This is a genomic window from Nocardia sp. NPDC046473 (genome assembly GCF_040645995.1).
Classification (GTDB): domain Bacteria; phylum Actinomycetota; class Actinomycetes; order Mycobacteriales; family Mycobacteriaceae; genus Nocardia.
In genome coordinates this window covers 885707-901983 of record NZ_JBEYZJ010000003.1, presented here as the reverse complement: position 1 = coordinate 901983, position 16277 = coordinate 885707, and the positions used below count along the sequence as shown (strand labels likewise).

The following is a 16277-nucleotide window of genomic DNA, read 5'->3' as shown; positions in this document are numbered from 1 at the left end:
GAAATACGTCAAAGAACAGCCTGTTCTCGTTCCTGCGCGGCGAGCCGTTGGATGGCGTACTCGGTCACCGCGGCCAGCGACTGGCGCACCTCGTTCGCGTTGCGCGCATCGATGTCCACGATCGGCACACTCTCGCGCACCGCGAGCGCCTCGCGCAGTTCGGCGATCGGGAAGCGGGGCGCGTTCGGGAAGCGGTTGACCGCCACCAAGAACGGCAGCTGCCGCGCCTCGAAGAAGTCGACCGCCGCGAAGCTGTCCTCCAGCCTGCGGGTGTCGATGAGCACCACGGCGCCGATCGCGCCACGGATCAGGTCGTCCCACATGAACCAGAAGCGCCGCTGGCCCGGCGTGCCGAACAGATACAGCGCCAGGTTGCCCGGCAGGATGATCCGGCCGAAATCCATGGCGACCGTGGTGGTTTCCTTCTCCGGTGTTTCGGCGAGATCGTCGATGCCGTCGGAGAACCGGGTGACCATGGCCTCGGTCCGCAGGGGAACGATCTCCGACACCGCGCCGACAAACGTTGTCTTACCTACCCCGAAACCACCCGCGACCACGATCTTCGTGGACGCGGTCCGGTTGTCCCCGTCGGCCTGGCCGGGGTTGGTGTCGGGCCCGATTCTCTTATAGGGCACGGAGTCCACGCAAAGTCCTCTCCATCAAAGAACGGCGCTCGTCGAAACTCGCCTCGTCAGTCAGTGTCGAATGCAGGCGCACAATGCCGTCGACCACGAGGTCACCGATCATCACCCGGATCATGCCGAGCGGACGATCCAGGTGAGCGGCGATCTCGGCCACGGAAAGCTTGTGTGTACCGAGCCGAAGGATATCCGTGCGGACATCACCGGTGGGCCAGTCGAGATGCGCAGTGTAGGACAGGGTCTCGATGACCGCTTCCAGCGGCAGGTCGACCGCGGGCTCGGTACGCCCTGCGGTCAGGGCATACGGTCGCACGCGCGTGGTCGGTCGAGGTCCAGGTCCGTAGGGATTGGACATCTCCTGCTCAAACCGCGGTACGCGCGGTGGCCGTGACCACCGTGCCGACCCGGTCGACCAACAGCGCCATCTCATAGCCGATCCGGCCGATGTCATGCGACTTGTTGGCGAGCACAGCCAGGTGCGAGCCGTTGCCCACGCTCATCACCAGCAGGTAGCCGCGCTGCATCTCGACGATCGACTGCATCACCTTGCCGCCGTCGAACAGCGACGCCGCGCCCATCGATAGGCTCGCCAGGCCGGCGGTGACGGCCGCGAGCTGCTCGGCCCGGTCGGACGGCAGGTGTGGGCTGGTCGCCTGCAGCAGGCCGTCGGCCGACACCAGCACCGCGTGGGACACGCCGGGCACGTCCCGGGTGAATCTGGCGACCAGCCAGTTCAGGTTCTCGTCCGTGGTGCTGTTCGCGTTGGTCATGCAAGCCCTCCGTCGTCGTACTGCGCGTTGGCCCGCCCACTGCGGACGCCGCTGAGATGCCTGGTCAGGTTGTTCCGAATCTCCTCGGGATCACGGGCTCCCGATTCGTCAGCCTGGGCCAGACCGCCGGGGACGAGTTGCGCGCCCGGCGTTCGGATAGGAAGTCCACCGGTGGTGCGGCCGGTCGGTGTCGGGTGCGTCGCCTCTTCGGCGGCGGTCCAGCCCACGTCGGCGGGTGAGGTCCAGGTGCTCTCGACGGTCTGCGAGGTCGCGGGCTCGACCAGCCATTCCGACACCATGCGCTGATAGATCGGGGTCGGCGAGGCGCCTGCCACCGGCTGCAACCGCGACGAGGTCACCATCGCGGGCTCGGATGCCCGCGGCGGCGCCGGTTCCGGTTCGGGCACGGCCGACGGTCGCCGGATGGGCAGGCCGGACCGCGAGGTGGTGCGCGCAGGCTCGCGCGAGCCGCTCGGTTGCGGCGCCTCGCGCGGCACCCGCTGCTGCGGGATCGTCGGCTCGGGCTCCGGCCCCTTGGCCTCGGACTCGCTCCAGAAATCGGTGGGCCGCTCCTGCTCCGGCTCGGCCGGTCGGGTCGGCCCGCTGTTCGATACGCCGACGGTCGGCGGGCCGAAAGGCGACCGATCGTCGGTCGGGGTGTTGATCGACCACGGCTCGGTCGGCGGCTGCGATTCGCCGTCGGTGTCGGGGGTGTTGGTCCGGCCGGGCACCGAGACGGCGGGCTGGCCGGGCGGCTCGGCGACCCGGATAGCGGGCCTGCGCTGTGGCAGGCCGGTGCTGGACACCTCGAATCGCGGCGTGCTCTGCTGCGGCAGGTTCGGCACCGGCATCAGCGCGCGGGGCTGCACGGGCAGTTCGTAGTCGCCGGTCAGCTCCAGCGGCTTGCCGGTCGGGTCGGTGGCGTCCAGCGGCGGCGCGACCAACGCGCCGGGCAGGTGCACGCTCGCGGTGACGCCGGGCTGCTGCGCCGTAGTGGAGGTGCGCCGCAGGTTGGCGGTGATGGTGTGCCGCTTCGCGAGCCTGCCGACGACGAAAAGACCCATCCGGCGCGCGGTTTCGACGGTGACCTCACCACCGGAGCTGAGCCGGTCGTTGATCGCGCGCAGATCCTCGGTCGACATGCCGAGGCCCCGGTCGATGATCTCGATCAGATAGCCACCGTCGACGGCACGGGCCACCGACAGCGTCACCGGCGTGGTCGGCGGCGAGTAGCGCAGCGCGTTGTCGATCAGTTCGGCGAGCAGATGCTCGATGTCGATCGCGGGCTCACCGGCCACGATGCCGTCCGGGACGGCGCCGATCTCGACCCGCTGATAGTCCTCGACCTGCGAGACCGCGCTCCAGAGCATGTCGGAGAGCTGGACCGGATGCAGCTGACCACGGCGTAATGCGGTGCCCGCCAGCACAAGCAGGTTGTCGCCGTTGCGGCGCATCCGGGTGGCCAGGTGGTCGAGGCGGAACAGGCTCTGCAGCCGTTCGGTGTTGTCCTCGTCGTGCTCCAGGTCTTCGATCAGCGCCAGCTGCTGCTCGACCAGCGATTGGCTGCGCCGCGACAGCGTCTCGAACATGCTGCCGATCTGCACCCGCAACCGCGCTTGCTCGGCGGCCAGGTGCAGCGAGGCCTGGTGGATATCGTCGACCGCGCGGGCCAGCTGGCCGATCTCCTCGGTGGTGCGGATGTCGACCGGCGTGATCTTCGGCGTCGCACCGCCGGTGCGCACCACCTCGATCTCGTTCGGCAAATCGACGTGCGCCACCTGCAACGCGTCGTGGCGCAGCCGGCGAATCGGCACGACCAGCGAGCGGGCGACGCCGAGCGCGAGAGCCAGGCCGGCGAGCAGCGTGGTGACTACGATCGCGACATCGCGCAGCACCGCGCTGCGCAGCTCGATGGTCCGGTCGGCCAGCTTGGAGTCGATCGTGTCGAGCAGCGTCGTGGTCGCCTGGCGATAGGCGTCGGAGCTGGTCCGCAGTGAATCGGCGATAACGCCGTTGCTACCGAGGCTGTTCGGGCTCTGGCTCAGCGCGCCGATGCGGGACTGCACCTGATCGATCAAGACCTGTGCGTTGGTGGCGGACGACGGACTCATCTGTGGATAGGAGTAGGTGAGCATCATCTCCGCGCCGAGCGTGGTCAGCATGCTGGCCTGCGCGGCCGGGTTGTTGCCGCCGCTGGCCGTCGCCGACATGATCTGCTCCTGGGTGAGCAGGCGCGAGGCGTTGGAGATCAGACCGAGCTGCAGGAAGTAGCGCTGGATGACGATCTCTTCGATCGACGAGGACACCGAGATCGCGGTGATGATGCGGGTGCCGACCTCGTCGACCTGGCCGCCGATGGTCGCGGGCGATGACGTGCGCAGTCCGTTGCGCATGGTGCGGGCCACCGCGATGGCCGCGGGCAGTTCCTTGGTGATGCCGTCTTCGGTCTTCTTGGTGCGCAGCGCGGTTTCCAGATCGATGGCCGACTGATCGAACTTGGCCGCGACCGAATCGATCGGATCCTCCGGCCGCGCGTTGACCGCCGCGATCGCGAGTTGCTCGGTGGCCTCGCTGAATTCGAGCATCGGGCGCAGGATGCGGGCCTGCTCGGTAGCCGCGTCGAGCTTCGAGATCACCCCGAGCTCATCCTTGATGCGCAGTCCAGCGAAGGCCGAGGCGAGCAGCACCGGCAGCAACAGCACGATGCCGACCTTGCGCGTGACCGACATGTTGGACAGGCTGAGTTGCCAGGAACGCGGTGCAGCTTCCATTCCGCTTCCGTCGCCTCCACTTCGCGCATGGTCCCCGAATGAAGGCTGTCTAGGAGCAGTCTGGAGCAACCCGCCGAGAACCAACTCAAGGTCTTCTTTTTACCGCAGGGAACATACCGTGCTGACTGGCGGTCGGCAATCCGAGGCACCGGGTCTGCTCATAGCCGAATATGGCTACGCGGAACAGGTTTCGCGCTGTATGAGTTTGTGAGTCTACATAGCTCCTGGACGATTGATCTATTCAGCGGCTACGCGCCGATAGCTGTTCGGCTGCTGGCGTCCGGCGTGCCGCGTCGACTCGGACGCGGCGTGTCGAGCGTCCCCTCTCAGTCGGCTCTCAGTCGATACGGTCAAACTGGTCGCATGCGCATTCTGGTAGTCGACGACGATCGCGCCGTCCGCGAGTCTCTGCGCCGGTCACTGACCTTCAACGGCTACTCCGTCGACCTCGCGGTGGACGGTGTCGACGCGCTCGACAAGGCGACGAGTCAGCGGCCGGACGCGTTGGTATTGGACGTGATGATGCCGCGGATGGACGGACTCGAGGTCTGCCGCCGGCTGCGCAGCACCGGTGACGATCTTCCGATTTTGGTTTTGACGGCACGGGATTCGGTGTCCGAGCGGGTTGCCGGACTCGATGCCGGCGCCGACGATTATTTGCCGAAACCCTTCGCGTTGGAAGAATTGCTCGCGCGTTTGCGTGCGCTACTGCGCCGCACGACCGCCGATCCCGGCGAGGTTTCGGAGGCAATGACGTTCGCCGATTTGTCGCTGGATCCGGTGACCCGCGAGGTTTCTCGCGGCGAGCGCGGGATCAGCCTCACCCGCACCGAGTTCTCGTTGTTGGAAATGCTGATGGCGAATCCGCGCCGGGTGCTCACCCGCAGCCGGATCCTGGAAGAGGTCTGGGGTTACGACTTCCCGACCTCCGGCAACGCGCTCGAGGTGTACATCGGATATTTGCGTCGTAAGACCGAGGCCGAGGGGGAGTCGCGGCTCATCCACACGGTGCGTGGTGTCGGTTATGTGCTGAGGGAGACGCCCCCCTAGGGGTAGACCATGGCACGAAAAGATCCCAAGCGAGCCGTGGTCGCCGGTCTCGGACATCGGCAGCGTCCGCCCGACCCGGCCGAGATGCGGCCCCCGATCCCGCTGACCCGTTCGGTATCGCTGCGCTGGCGAGTGACGCTGCTCGCCGCATCGGTGGTGGCGATCGCCGTCGCGGTGACCTCGATCGCGGCCTACGCGTTGGTGGCGCGCGCGTTGTACGCGAACGTGGATACCGAACTGCGCAGCCGGGCGACCGCGGTGACAGCCGTCGACCCCTACGGGTTCAATCTGCAGAACCTGGTGCTCGCGACCGCGTTCTATCCCGACACCGGCATCGTGCTGCTCTATCCCGACGTCGGTCGCTATACCGTGCCGCAGGCGACCGTGCCGCCCGTCGGGGCGCAGGAGGAGGCGGTCTTCCACGGCCAGCTGAATTCGTCGCTGCGCACGGTCGACAATCAGCGGGTACTCGCGGTGCGCACGGATGAGGGCGCGACGCTGGTGATTTCGCAACGACTGGAGCCGACCAGGAATGTGCTCGATCGACTCGCGTGGTTGCTGTTCGTCGTCGGTGGCTGCGGTGTCGTACTCGCCGCCGCGGCAGGTACGGCGGTCGGTCGCACCGGATTGCGCCCGATCGGACGGCTGACGGCGGCGACCGAGCGGATCGCCCGCACCGACGACCTGACGCCCATCCCGGTGACCGGCGACGACGAACTCGCCCGGCTCACCGAGAGTTTCAACACCATGCTGCGCGCGCTGACCGAATCACGGGATCGGCAGCGCAGGCTGGTCGCCGACGCCGGGCACGAACTGCGCACCCCGCTCACGTCACTGCGGACGAACACCGAACTGCTGATGGCGTCGAGTCGCCCTGGCGCCCCGCGCATTCCGGACGAGGACATGGCCGAGTTGCGCTCGGACGTGATGGGCCAGATCGAGGAGCTGTCCAACCTGGTCGGCGACCTGGTCGACCTGGCCCGCGAGGACGCGCCCGAAACCGTCTACGAGCGAGTCGATCTCGGCGAGGTCGCTGAGCGGGCGCTGGAACGGGCCCGTCGCCGCCGCGGCACCGTCGAGTTCGTCTCGGCGATCCGGCCGTGGTTCGTCTACGGCCATGAGGCGGGATTGGAACGGGCGATTCTCAATGTGCTCGACAATGCCGCGAAGTGGAGTCCGGCCGGGGCGCAGATCTACGTCGAGATGCGCGAGACAGGCCGAGGCTTGCTCGAGCTGACCGTCGACGATGCCGGACCCGGCATCCCGCCCGCCGAGCGTGAGTTGGTGTTCGAGCGCTTCTACCGGACCACCGCCTCGCGCTCGATGCCCGGCTCGGGTCTCGGCTTGGCGATCGTCAAACAGGTCGTCACCAAGCACGGCGGCACGATCACGATCGAGGCGTCCGGGCGAGGTGGCGCGCGCATCCGCATCGTGCTGCCGGGCGAAGCCGGTCAGCCCGTGCAGGCCTGAATCGCAGGTGACATGCACCGCATTCCGCTATGCGAGATGGAGAGCGGACGACAGACTGGGTGCGTACTCTATGCCTGAAGCGGGTGGGTCGGGGTGTGGGAGTGAGCCTCGGCGAGACCACGAGTAGAGGGTCAAAGGTCTCGGGTAATTGAAAGCACGGTCTCAGTCCGCTCTCAGTAGTCGTCGTCAAGCTTGGCGGCAGACGCTGAGGAGAAACGAGGAGTCCATGACCGAGGATTCGAAGGACCGGCGGGACGAGCCGGAAACGGCGAACGCCGCACCGGATCAGCCCAACCCGACCGATCAGATCCCGGCCGCACCGACGGGATCTGTTGGCGCGCCATACGGGGGCGGCTACCCGCCGCAGGGGCCCGGTTTCGGGCCGTACGAGGCGCCGCGTCCGCCGTATGAGGCACAGCAGCCGATGGGCCAGTACCCACCGCCGTATCAGCACACCCAGCCGTTCCCCGGCCCGGATTACGTCAGCCCGCCCTTCGAGCAGCCGCAGCCTTTCGATCAGCAAGGCGCTCCGCTCGGGGCAACGCAGGCGCCCGCCCGGCGCCCGGTCCGCACCGGACTCGTGGTCGGCGCGGTCGCGCTGGCCCTGGTCAGCGGCGGCGTCGGCGGCGCGGTCGGCGCGCTGGCCACCCACTCGGACAACGGCCGCTCGACCATCACCAATGCGCTCGACCAGCCCAAGCCCAACGTCAACAACGTCTCCAACGCCCCGGCAGGCTCGACCCAGGCGGTCGCGCAGAAGGTGCTGCCCAGCGTGGTGATGATCAAGGTCGCCAGCAGCCGCGCCGAGGGCGAGGGCTCCGGGGTGGTGCTGTCGTCCGACGGCCTCATCCTGACCAACAACCACGTCGCCGCGGGCGGTGGCCCGGGCGCCAAGATGGACGTGCTGTTCTCCGACGGCAGCTCCGCACCCGCGACCATCGTCGGCGCCGACCCGGTCTCCGATCTCGCCGTCATCAAGGTCGCCGGCAAAACCGGGCTGACCCCGATCGATCTCGGTACCTCGCAGAATCTGCAGGTCGGCCAGCCGGTCGTCGCGATCGGCTCACCGCTCGGCCTGGCCGGCACCGTGACCACCGGCATCGTCTCGTCGCTGAACCGCCCGGTCTCGACCCAGGGGGAGGGCCAGCAGAGTGCCGCGGGCGTGAACCCGGTGATCGACGCCATCCAGACCGACGCCGCGATCAACCCGGGTAATTCCGGCGGTGCGCTCGTCGACGGCACCGGCAAGCTCATCGGCATCAATACCGCGATCGCCAGCCTCGGCGCCGGGGAGCCGGGAGCCGGTCAGCAGAGCGGCTCGATCGGCCTCGGCTTCGCCATTCCGGTCGACCAGGCCCGCCGGGTGGCCGACGAACTGATCAAGACCGGACACGCCACCTACGCGCAGATCGGCGTCAAGATCCAGGCGCAGGCGCAGGACTCGATCAACGGCGCCAGGGTGCTGGACTCGACCGCCGACGGTCCCGCCGCGAAGGCCGGGATCCCGTCGGGCGTCATCATCACCAAGCTCGACGACCGCAGCATCACCACCGGCGACGCGCTCGTCGCCGCGGTCCGCTCGCACCAACCAGGAGACAAGGTGAAAGTCACCTATACCGATGATCAAGGCAACAACCCCAAGACCGTCGAGGTGACCCTCACCGGTGCGCCAGCGGACGGCGGCAGGTGATGCGCGTGCTCCAGGGCGGCTGGACGCCGCTGCTCGACACGGCCGCAGAGGTTCTCGGCGTAGACGCTACGGTTAGCACCATGGAAATCGATGCTCCGGTGGCGGGGCGTGCTCTGGTGGTGGTCGTCGATGATCGAACGGCGCATGGAGGTATTGACTCGCTCGGCCCGCTGGTCACCGAGCTGCTCACCGAGGCAGGCTTCCTCGTGGACGCCTCCGTCTCGGTGCAGGCCGACGAGGTCGAGATCCGCAATGCGTTGAACACCGCGGTGATCGGCGGTGTCGACCTGGTCATCTCGGTCGGCGGCACCGGCATGTCCCCGCGTGACGTGACGCCGGAGGCCACCTCCCAGGTGCTCGACCGCGAGTTGACCGGCATCAGCGAGGCGCTGCGTTCGTCGGGCCGGGTGGCCGGTTCGCTGGACGCCGGGCTGTCGCGTGGCGTCGCGGGCATCTCCGGCAGCACGCTGGTGGTCAACCTGCCTGGCACCCGGGCCGCGGTCCGGGACGGCATGGCCACCCTCGGCCCGCTGGCCAGCAAGGTGATCGGCGAGCTTTCCGGATTGGTCGAGTAATTACGGTTTCCAATTCTTCCGACGACATCCCTCGTTCGGCCGCTCGCCGGGCGAGGGATGCGGCGCGTCTTGCCGAAATTTTCGGCGACACCCTCCCAGACACTACGAGCGACGAACGCGGAGACGACTCCCGCAGCGAGTCCTCCACCGATGATTGGCTGCGCGCGCAGAAGCCGCCGCACCACGGTTGATTGCCCGAATCTACGTACCAGCTACGTATTGATAAGTTTGGCTAACCGTAATTTACTTGTGATTGTTTCACATCGGGGTTATTCGGCCGAGATATGTACGGCCCTGTCCCGTAATCAGCGCTTGGCGCTTTAGCTCCCCTGCCAGCACCGGCCGGTCGGTCCGGCTGTCTCCGTCACTCATTTATGCACGTCAAACGTTATTCGTATGTTATCAATTGTGATCTACATCACATTGATCTTTACGAAAGCTTACGTTGCAGCGCCGTTACCTAGCGTTTAATGTTCGCCACGAGCCAACCCACAACTGGACCCCGCAGGCCCGGGTCGGCACGTACGTGGTCACCCGGCGGAACTGGCTCAGTTCCGTTGCCAGCTACCGTTGCGCCGAACTTACAGCCGGTTACACATCGGCAACAAAGCAAGGACACACTGAGCTGGGCCTGAGAGGACCATTGTCCACCTCGAAGGTCGAGGTTGACTGTTTGAACCTGATGAGGGGAAGTATGAGCGAGAACCGCACCAACGGTCTGCGCCGCGGTGTCCGCGTCGCGGGCGTCGGCGCTGCCGCTGCCGTGGCCATGGGACTGCTTTCGACCGGTGCTGCCAACGCGGACACCTTCGTGCCGTTGCCGGACGGTCAGAAGGTCGGCCCGGGCGTGACGATCAGCCGTAGCGGCGAGCACGCGCTGATTTCGCCGTCGTTGTCTGCCAACGGCGCAGGCCGCGTCGTCTGGGTTTCGGGCAACGCGATCGCCGATGTCTCCGTCACCCCGGAAGGAAAGGTCGGCCCGAACAACGGCGCCACCGGCGCCCCGGGCACCAACAACTCCTCGACGCATGGCGCGTCGCAGCTGAACACCGGCTACATCGTCGGTTGCCAGGTCAGCATCGCCGATGACGCGATCTCGGCGGGCGTTTCCGGCGGCGTCAACCTCAGTGGCGCGAACGTCGGTGGTTCCATCGGCCTCAACCTCGGTCCCGGCCAGGTCAAGTTCGTGCAGATCGACGCCAAGGACATCCTCAATCCCGGTACGTACTCGGTCGAGTACCAGGATGCCGAAATCGAGATCCAGGGTTGCGCGGGCTACGCCCAGGCACGGTCCTACACCGTCGTCGAGATCATCGGCGACAACTACTCGAAGACCACCCTGTACGGGATGCCGTTCAGCATCGGCTGACGTCTGTCGAAAACACGAACAATCTTCTCGCTGAAGCGAACTCAATCCCTCGAGGGGTAGTACAAATGATCAACCGTAAGAACTTGGCACGGATGGCCGGTGTCGGCGCCGCTGCCACCATGGCCTTGGGCCTGTTCTCCACCGGCGCCGCGAACGCCGATACCTTTGTCCCGCTGCCGGGTGGTGAGATCACCAAGACGCTGTCCGACGGCACCGTGGTGACCATCAAGCTGGTCGGCGAATCCGCCAACATCAACCCGTCCATGGGCTCCACCCCGGTGCACCGCAACGCGTGGGTCTCCGGCAGCGCGCAGGTCGAGCTGTCCGGTGCCGCCGGCGGCGCGATCTTCCCGGGCTACACCGTCGGCTGCCAGGTCAACATCGCGGGTGGCGGTGCCACCGGCGGCGTCGACGGCGGCGTCGATTGGAGTGACGGCCAGAACGTCAAGCCGAGTGTCGGCGCCACCACCGGCGGCAACCTGTCGCTCGGCCCCGGCCAGTCCAAGTCGTTCTACGTGCTCGACCTCGAGCAGGCCGACGACTTCGGCAACGAGGCGCACAAGAAGCGCAACAAGTTCAAGGGCACCAGCGGCTCGGTCACCTGGGCCGACGAGACCATCGGCCTGACCGGTTGCGCCGGTTACGCCCAGGCGCGGGCATTCGTCAGCGTCGAGGTCGAGACCGACAACGTCATCACCTGGGTGACGCTGTGGGGAGCCCCGTTCAGCCTCGGCTGATCCGACGCGAGTAACCACCTCGCAAGACAACGAAACGAGCCCGTCGCGCCCTATGCGACGGGCTCGTTTCGCCTGCAAACGTCTTGTACCCCAACATTTTTCGCGAGCTTAGCGGATATTCCAAGTAACATACGCGAAATCTGTGAGAAGTCTGGCAGAAAGCAATAACATAAGCCCCACCCGAGATCGTCCTATGACGGGATGGTCGGCAATTCGCTTGATGGACAGAACATTCCATCTCGCTATGCCGGTCTGAAAGGGGTAACTCGGCCTCGACAACCCGGGGTCGACCGCTAGAACCTGATGAGGGGAAGTATGAGCAAGATCCGCACCAGGGGTCTGCATCGAGGCGTCCGCATTGCGGGCGCCGGCGCTGCGGCTGCCGTGGCCATGGGCCTGCTTTCGACCGGCGCCGCAAACGCCGATACCTTTGTGCCGTTGCCGGACGGCCAGAAGATCGGACCCGGCGTCACGATCTCGCGCAACAGCGAGCACGCCTTGATTTCGCCGTCGCTTGCGGCGAACGGCGCGGGGCGCGTCGTGTGGGTGTCGGGTAACGCCGTCGCCGATATCACCGCGACACCCGAGGGCAAGGCAGGACCCAACAACGGTGCCACCAACAACCCGGGCACCAACAACTCGTCGACGCACGGGACGTCGCAGCTGAACACCGGCTACATCGTCGGTTGCCAGGTCAGCATCGCCGACAACGCCATTTCGGCGGGCGTCTCCGGCGGCATCGACCTCAGCGGCGCCAAGGTGGGCGGTTCCATCGGGCTGAAACTGGGCCCCGGGGACGTCAAGTTCGTCGGGATCGACAGCAAGGACATCACCAAACCAGGCGTCTACTCGGTCGAGTACCAGGACGCCGAGATCGCGATTCAGGGCTGTGCCGGGTACGCCCAGGCCAGGTCGTACACCGTCGTCGAGATCATCGGCGACAACTACTCCAAGACCACCCTTTATGGCGCGCCGTTCAGCATCGGCTGACCGCGCCGGATCCGTCATCTCTGTTCTCGCTGAAGCGAATTCGATCCCTTAGGACACGCATACAATGATCAACCGTAAGAAACTCGCACGGGCGGCCGGGCTGTGCGCCGCCGCCACGATGGCGGTCGGGCTCTTCTCCACCGGTGCGGCCAACGCCGATACCTTTATTCCGCTGCCGGGCGGTGAACTCGTCAAGACGTTGTCCGACGGCACCGTGGTGACGGTCCGGCTGACCAACGAATCGGCCAACATCAGCCCGTCCATGGGTTCCACGCCGGTGCACCGCAACGCGTGGGTCTCCGGGTCCGCGTCGGTGAACATCGAAGGCGCGAAGGGTGGCGCGATCATCCCGGGTTACGTCGTGGGCTGCCAGGTCAACATCGACGGTGGCGGCGCTACCGGCGGTCTCTCCGGCGGCACCGACTGGGCAGGCAAGAGTCCGAAAGCCGAGGCCACCACCGGCGCCAACCTGTCGCTCGGCCCCGGCCAGGCGACCTCGTTCTATGTCATCGACCGGGAGAAGGCCGACGACTTCGGTAACGAGGTGCACAAGAAGAGCTGGGCCTTCAAGGGCGAGAGCGCCTCGACCACCTGGGCCGACGAGACCATCGGTCTGTCCGGCTGCGGTGGTTACGCGCAGGCTCGTTCGTTCGTCAAGGTCGAGGTGGAGACCGACACGGTCATCACCTGGATGGTCCTGTGGGGCCAGCCCTTCAGCCTAGGCTGATGTCGAATATCAACTAGCACAACAGGAACGGGCTCGTCGCTACCGCGACGGGCCCGTTTCTTGTTCTCGCGCAAGCATATTCAGGACTCGTGCTTGCCGCCCGCGCTGCGCTGCCCCTCGGCGAGCAGGTCGCGGATCTGAATGAGCAGCTCGGTGTCACTGAGCTCGACGGCCTCCTTGCTGAACCGCTTCTTCACGTGCAGGGCGGGCAGCACGAGCACGAGATACAACACCGCGGCGATGATCACGAAATTGATCGCGGCGGTGATGATCGGACCGACCTGAACGAAGGTCGCGGGTTTGTCGGCAACGAGCTGGAAACCGAGACCGAGCTCATTGTTGCCGCCGAAGACGGCCAGGATCGGATTGACGATGCCATTGGTGAACGCGGTGACGATCGCGACGAACGCGGTGCCGATGACCACCGCCACCGCCAGGTCGACAACGTTTCCGCGGAATAGAAAGTCCTTGAAACCCTTGAGCATTGCCGATATCTCCTCTACGTGTGGAGCTGACAAGTCGTGCTCGGCGGTCGACGCCCGTGGTATCGCCGATGCTAGTTGACCTTGATGGCAAATGTGCGGACAACTCAATGGAATACGACGGTGAGCGCCGTATGTAGGGACGCGGCCGCGACAATGGTGGCGTGTTCGGCGTCCATCGCGACCAGCACCACCCGTTCTTTCCCGGCGCGTCCGTCGCCGGGACCGGACACCAGCACCACTGCGGCATCGGTGGCCAGCGTGCGGGCGGGTCGCGCGCCCTGCTCTTCGCCGCCGACCACGTCGACGCGGTCACCCGCGCGCAGGATTTCGGCGACGGCGGTATCGGCCGGCCGGATCGGCACGATTCGCGCGTCGCGCGCGCCGGTCGCGACGGCAGCCAGGCGCGGTCCGACGACCCGGATATCGGTGAACATCTCGCCGCCGCGCATCGCACCGGTCAACGTGGCACCGATCACATCCGACTGGTCGCGCACGACGCCGTCGGGCAATGCGGTGGATTCGCGGGGAGCCGAGCGAAGATCACCCGCGTCGAGTACGTGTCCCGGCGCGAGATCATGTCCGGCGAGCACAACCGTTGTCCGCTGCGCACCGGGATCGCCGCGTAAGAAAAGGATCGCCGCGACGAATATCAGGCCCGCGGCCAGGAGCCGCCGGGCCAACAGGCTGTCCGCCCAGGGGGGTCGATGCCACCCCTCGAAGCGGCTGCCGCGACCGAGATCGGCGAATGATCGAGTCATGGCCGGATCCTATGACCGCGGCCACGCCCGCCACGCCAGGAAAAGGGCTAGCTGTGGATAACGAAGGGGTTGGGGATAACTCGGCGAATCAGCTGGCCACGGCCGTGCTGGCCGACGTGCTGCTGCCGTTGGACGAGCCGGAATCCGAGCTCGTGGAAGTCGACGAGCTCGACTCCTTCGCGCCGTTGTCGGACTTCGCCGGCTCGCTCGCGGTGGATGCGCCGCCGCGGCTGTCGGTGCGGTAGAAGCCGCTGCCCTTGAACACGATGCCGACCGAGTTGAACAGCTTGCGCAGCTTCCCGGAGCACTCCGGGCACACCGTCAACGCATCGTCGGAAAAGGACTGAACGATGTCGAAGCGGTTGTCACACTGGGTGCACGCATACGAGTAAGTTGGCACAGCATCCTCCGCAAGTTTTCGTCATCTGGCACTCTACAGCCGACAGTGCCAACGTTGCCAATCTACCTTTCATTCCACGGCGTGATCTTCGCCAAGCCGTTGCAGGCCGCGCTGCGGAGTGAGCGCCCACCCCATTCTGCGGTCGTGTGGCTCCTCCGGCAGCCGGTTAACGAGTTCTTCATCACCGACCACCGCGACCAGCCGCGCGTCCGGTCGGGCCGCCGACAGCGTCCGGTCGTAATACCCGGCTCCGCGCCCGAGCCGCACGCCGCGCCGGTCGACCGCGAGTGCTGGAACCAAGATCAGCTCCGCCCAGCCGACCGCCGCCGTGGGCAGCGTCTCGCCGATTGGTTCGAGCAGGCCGAACCTGGCTCGCCGCAAGCTGTCCCGGCCCGTGTACTCAGCCCAATTCAGCGGTCCCGGCGGCCCGGTCACCGGCACGAGCACCCGGGCGCCCGCCGTCCGCAACGCGTCGAGCACCTGCGTCGATCCCGGCTCGCCGCGCACCGGTACATAGGCACAGACCCACTCACGCACCTCCAGTCGGCCGACGGCCGAGATCAGCCCGAGCGTGTTCGTCGCATGCTCCTCGGCGGACATCGCCGCCCGTCGAGCAAGAATTTCGGTGCGCCATGCATGTTTATCGCGCTCACCGGGCATCTCCATGGCGATCACCTTAGGCTGACCGGAATACCGGTCGGCTCGACGTCGAGTCAGGGGCTGTGACGATGGATAGGGTATGCGCATGACAGCAAAGGCCGGACAACCCGGCGACGTACCGCTGGTCTCGTGCTTTCGCACGGCCGTGGTGCCCGCCGCCGGGCTCGGAACGCGGTTCCTGCCCGCCACCAAGACGGTGCCGAAGGAACTACTCCCGGTGGTCGACACCCCCGGCATCGAACTGGTCGCCGCCGAGGCCGCCGAGTCCGGTGCGCAGCGGCTGGTGATCGTCACCTCGCCCGGCAAGGACGGTGTCGTCGCACACTTCGTCGAGGACCTGGTGCTGGAGGGCACCCTGGCCGAGCGTGGCAAGTTCCAGCTGCTCGAAAAGGTGCGCAAGGCGCCGGGCCTGCTCGACGTGACCTCGGTGGTGCAGGAGGAACCGCTCGGCCTCGGCCACGCGGTCGCCCAGGCCGAGGCCGTGCTCGACGACGACGAAGACGCCATCGCCGTGTTGCTGCCCGACGATCTGGTGCTGCCCTCGGGCGTGTTGGACGTGATGTGCCGGGTCCGGCGCAAGCGTGGTGGCACCGTGCTGTGCGCCATCGACGTACCCAAGGACGAGGTCAGCGCCTACGGCGTATTCGATGTCGCGACCGTGCCGGACGCGGTGAATCCGAATGTGCTGCGGGTCAAGGGCATGGTGGAAAAGCCTGCGCTCGCCGATGCGCCGTCCACCTTCGCCGCCGCCGGTCGATACCTGTTGGACCGCGCCATTTTCGACGCGCTGCGCCGAATCGAGCCGGGCGCGGGCGGCGAATTGCAACTCACCGACGCCGTCGCGCTGCTCATTGCCGAGGGTCATCCCGTTCATGTGGTGGTGCACCGTGGGTCGCGCCACGATTTGGGCAACCCGGGCGGCTATCTTCGTGCTGCGGTCGATTTCGCTTTGGAACGCGACGAATACGGCCCTGCCCTGAGGGAGTGGTTGGAGCATCGGCTCGGGCCCGACTGGGATCCGCAGCTGACGACCTACGACTGAGGCGTCGGGTTTCGCCGATAGTGGACCGTCGGGTACCAATGATGGTTCACCACGCGGTGTGAGCGTCAGGCCCGGAGGCGGTAGCTTGCGTAGCCACGTAGGGCTAGGGAGCACCGCCAATGGTTACTGACGCGCGCCGAAT

General features: G+C 66.6%; 17 protein-coding genes. 9 read left to right on the top strand and 8 right to left on the bottom strand.

Going from position 1 to position 16277, the window contains the following annotated elements; translation table 11 throughout:
• Window positions 1–8: 8 nt before the first annotated feature.
• From ABZ942_RS14290 to ABZ942_RS14275, 4 genes are read right to left on the bottom strand one after another with little or no spacing between them, the layout of a single operon-like run.
• Window positions 9–620: an ATP/GTP-binding protein gene (locus ABZ942_RS14290; RefSeq protein ID WP_040739020.1), complete on the bottom strand. Its 612-nt coding sequence runs from the start codon at window positions 618–620 to the stop codon at window positions 9–11.
• A gap of 4 nt (window positions 621–624) precedes the next feature.
• Window positions 625–996 carry a DUF742 domain-containing protein gene (locus ABZ942_RS14285; RefSeq protein WP_357381787.1) on the bottom strand — a complete coding sequence of 124 codons (372 nt, stop codon included), beginning with the start codon at window positions 994–996 and terminating at the stop codon, window positions 625–627.
• Window positions 997–1003: 7 nt separating this feature from the next.
• Window positions 1004–1411, bottom strand: a complete 408-nt coding sequence (locus ABZ942_RS14280; protein WP_107659354.1) for a roadblock/LC7 domain-containing protein — start codon at window positions 1409–1411, stop codon at window positions 1004–1006.
• Complete coding sequence (locus tag ABZ942_RS14275; protein ID WP_357381785.1) at window positions 1408–4182, bottom strand: ATP-binding protein; 2775 nt, start codon at window positions 4180–4182, stop codon at window positions 1408–1410. Before ABZ942_RS14275 ends, ABZ942_RS14280 begins: the two co-directional genes overlap by 4 nt.
• Window positions 4183–4545: 363 nt before the next feature.
• On the opposite strand from ABZ942_RS14275, the gene ABZ942_RS14270 reads away from it, so the two are divergent.
• The 8 genes from ABZ942_RS14270 (at window position 4546) to ABZ942_RS14235 (ending at window position 12790) form a co-directional block, all read left to right on the top strand.
• The gene (locus ABZ942_RS14270) at window positions 4546–5232 is read left to right on the top strand and encodes a response regulator transcription factor (RefSeq protein ID WP_150402038.1); all 687 of its coding nucleotides are present in this window, start codon (window positions 4546–4548) and stop codon (window positions 5230–5232) included.
• A 9-nt stretch (window positions 5233–5241) separates the two neighbouring features.
• On the top strand, window positions 5242–6702 hold the full coding sequence (locus tag ABZ942_RS14265) for a HAMP domain-containing sensor histidine kinase (RefSeq protein WP_357381783.1): 1461 nt from the start codon (window positions 5242–5244) through the stop codon (window positions 6700–6702).
• Window positions 6703–6928: 226 nt separating this feature from the next.
• Entirely contained in the window at window positions 6929–8392 is a 1464-nt protein-coding gene (locus ABZ942_RS14260; protein WP_357381781.1) for a trypsin-like peptidase domain-containing protein, read from the top strand.
• An 80-nt stretch (window positions 8393–8472) separates the two neighbouring features.
• A complete protein-coding gene (locus ABZ942_RS14255) occupies window positions 8473–8967 on the top strand; it encodes a MogA/MoaB family molybdenum cofactor biosynthesis protein (protein ID WP_357381779.1) in 495 nt (164 codons plus the stop codon).
• A 694-nt stretch (window positions 8968–9661) separates the two neighbouring features.
• Window positions 9662–10336: an MspA family porin gene (locus ABZ942_RS14250; RefSeq protein WP_357381777.1), complete on the top strand. Its 675-nt coding sequence runs from the start codon at window positions 9662–9664 to the stop codon at window positions 10334–10336.
• A 65-nt stretch (window positions 10337–10401) separates the two neighbouring features.
• Window positions 10402–11073, top strand: a complete 672-nt coding sequence (locus ABZ942_RS14245; protein WP_357381776.1) for an MspA family porin — start codon at window positions 10402–10404, stop codon at window positions 11071–11073.
• Between the two features lie 315 nt (window positions 11074–11388).
• Window positions 11389–12063, top strand: a complete 675-nt coding sequence (locus ABZ942_RS14240) for an MspA family porin (RefSeq protein WP_357381774.1) — start codon at window positions 11389–11391, stop codon at window positions 12061–12063.
• Window positions 12064–12127: 64 nt separating this feature from the next.
• The gene (locus ABZ942_RS14235) at window positions 12128–12790 is read left to right on the top strand and encodes an MspA family porin (protein ID WP_357381772.1); all 663 of its coding nucleotides are present in this window, start codon (window positions 12128–12130) and stop codon (window positions 12788–12790) included.
• Between the two features lie 80 nt (window positions 12791–12870).
• Here the strand turns inward: ABZ942_RS14235 and mscL are convergent, their stop codons facing one another.
• The 4 genes from mscL to ABZ942_RS14215 all read right to left on the bottom strand — a co-directional run bounded on the left by mscL (window position 12871) and on the right by ABZ942_RS14215 (window position 15099).
• Entirely contained in the window at window positions 12871–13275 is a 405-nt protein-coding gene (gene mscL, locus ABZ942_RS14230) for a large conductance mechanosensitive channel protein MscL (protein ID WP_357381770.1), read from the bottom strand.
• Window positions 13276–13379: 104 nt separating this feature from the next.
• Window positions 13380–14033 (bottom strand): SAF domain-containing protein, encoded by a 654-nt coding sequence (locus ABZ942_RS14225; RefSeq protein ID WP_357381768.1) that lies wholly within the window; start codon window positions 14031–14033, stop codon window positions 13380–13382.
• A gap of 88 nt (window positions 14034–14121) precedes the next feature.
• Complete coding sequence (locus ABZ942_RS14220; protein ID WP_357381766.1) at window positions 14122–14433, bottom strand: FmdB family zinc ribbon protein; 312 nt, start codon at window positions 14431–14433, stop codon at window positions 14122–14124.
• Window positions 14434–14502: 69 nt separating this feature from the next.
• The gene (locus ABZ942_RS14215) at window positions 14503–15099 is read right to left on the bottom strand and encodes a 5-formyltetrahydrofolate cyclo-ligase (protein ID WP_357381764.1); all 597 of its coding nucleotides are present in this window, start codon (window positions 15097–15099) and stop codon (window positions 14503–14505) included.
• A 79-nt stretch (window positions 15100–15178) separates the two neighbouring features.
• Between ABZ942_RS14215 and ABZ942_RS14210 the strand changes: the two genes are divergently transcribed.
• A complete protein-coding gene (locus ABZ942_RS14210) occupies window positions 15179–16135 on the top strand; it encodes a UTP--glucose-1-phosphate uridylyltransferase (RefSeq protein WP_357381762.1) in 957 nt (318 codons plus the stop codon).
• The last annotated feature ends 142 nt before the right edge of the window (window positions 16136–16277 follow it).